This window comes from Micrococcus sp. HMSC31B01, from assembly GCF_001816085.1.
Taxonomy (GTDB): domain Bacteria; phylum Actinomycetota; class Actinomycetes; order Actinomycetales; family Micrococcaceae; genus Micrococcus; species Micrococcus luteus.
In genome coordinates this window covers 1-1,589 of sequence record NZ_KV824909.1, presented here as the reverse complement: position 1 = coordinate 1,589, position 1,589 = coordinate 1, and the positions used below count along the sequence as shown (strand labels likewise).

The following is a 1,589-nucleotide window of genomic DNA, read 5'->3' as shown; positions in this document are numbered from 1 at the left end:
CCACGCTCACCACCCCCGCCGCGCTCGCGGCCCACCACGGCTGGCGCCGGGTCCTGGCCGTCGGCGCCCACCCGGACGACCTCGACTTCGGGGCCGCCGCCACCCTGGCCGGCTTCCGCGCGGCCGGGCTGCACATCGAGCTGTGCATCGTGACGGACGGGGACGCCGGCGGCTTCGACTCGGAGGGCCCGGAGGCGATGACCGCCCGCCGGCACGCCGAACAGCGCGCGGCCGCCGCCGTCGTCGGTGCCGCCGAGGTCCACTTCCTCGGCGAGCGCGACGGACACCTCGAGCCGGACCACGGCGTGCGCCGCAAGCTCGTGGCGCTGATGCGCCGCGTCCGCCCGGACGTGGTGCTCAGCACCCACCCGGAGCGGGACTGGGAGCGGATGCAGGCCGCCCACCCGGACCACCTCGCCTGCGGCGAGGCCGTGGTGCGCGCCGCGTACCCGGCGGCCGAGAACCCGTACGCGTACCCGGAGCTCGCGGCGGAGGGGCTCGAGGCGTTCAAGGTCCGGAACCTGCTGCTGTACGCCGCCCCCGCCGCGCGCCGGAACACGGTCGTGGACGTCACGGGCCTGGCGGAGCAGAAGCTGCGCGCCCTCGACGCCCACCTCTCCCAGCACCCGGACGTCGACGCGATGCGGCGGCACGTGCTCGCCCAGATGGCCGAACATCACCGGCGCGCCGCCGGCCCGGCCGCCGCGCCGGGTCACGCCGAGGCGTTCCACCTGGTCACGGTCAACGGTCCGAGCACCATCGCCGGGTTCTGAACCGCCCCCCCTGCGGGGGATCTCAGTTGGTGCTCGGCCGACCGCCGTAGCGCGGGCCGGTCTGCGCGGTGGGGTCGAGGTCCACGCCGACGACGGGCTCCGACGTCGGCACCTCCGAGCCCGAGCTGGGCTCCACGGAGATGCCCATCGCCGCGAAGCGGTCCAGCCCCCGGAAGGTGATGGGCTCGCCGAAGCCGTTGGCGTCGTACGTGCCGAGCGAGGCCGGGGCCGTGCCGTCCGAGGGGTAGAGCCACAGCTGGTAGGACTGACCCTCCGGCAGCTGGGGCATCCCGCTGATCGTCAGGTAGCCGCTGTTCTGCTCCCGGGACAGGAACGCCTGGACCGTGCCGCCGTCCTGGGCCGGGTACTCCGAGGTCGTGAACAGGTCCTTCGACTGGTCGATGCGGTGCACGATGCCCGGCCGTGTGAACTGGCTCCACACCGTCCACCCGCCGACGCCGAGCACGAGGGCCGCGAGCAGCAGGAGGGCGGTCACCTTGAGCCAGCGCAGGCGGTCCCGCGGCGGGCCGGCGGGGGCGGACTCGTCGCCGATCAGGTCCATGCCCACGTCCTGGGCGGGCAGGCGACGCAGGACCTCGTCGAGCAGGGCCGACGGCGGCTCGGCCGTCACGGACCGGAACGCCCAGGCCACCGCCTGGCGCGCACCGTCCACCCGGGAGCGCCACCGGGCCAGCTCGCCGCCCCGCCGCTGCACGGCGGAGAAGGCCGCGGTGTGCCCGGCCGTGTCGAGCGCGTGCACGGCCGAGAGGTCGGCCAGCTCGAGTGTGCGGCCGGCGTCCACGTCCTCGCGCACGT

The 1,589-nt window shown here is 75.6% G+C and carries 2 protein-coding genes; one reads left to right on the top strand and one right to left on the bottom strand.

Annotated elements, in window-relative coordinates; genetic code table 11:
* Positions 1-773 (top strand): PIG-L deacetylase family protein (locus tag HMPREF3105_RS01440; RefSeq protein WP_070708603.1); only part of this gene is annotated, 773 nt, incomplete at its 5' end.
* 22 nt (positions 774-795) lie between these two features.
* Here HMPREF3105_RS01440 and HMPREF3105_RS01435 read toward each other — a convergent pair.
* On the bottom strand, positions 796-1,589 hold a 794-nt coding region (locus HMPREF3105_RS01435), incomplete at its 5' end, for an anti-sigma factor (RefSeq protein WP_141762383.1).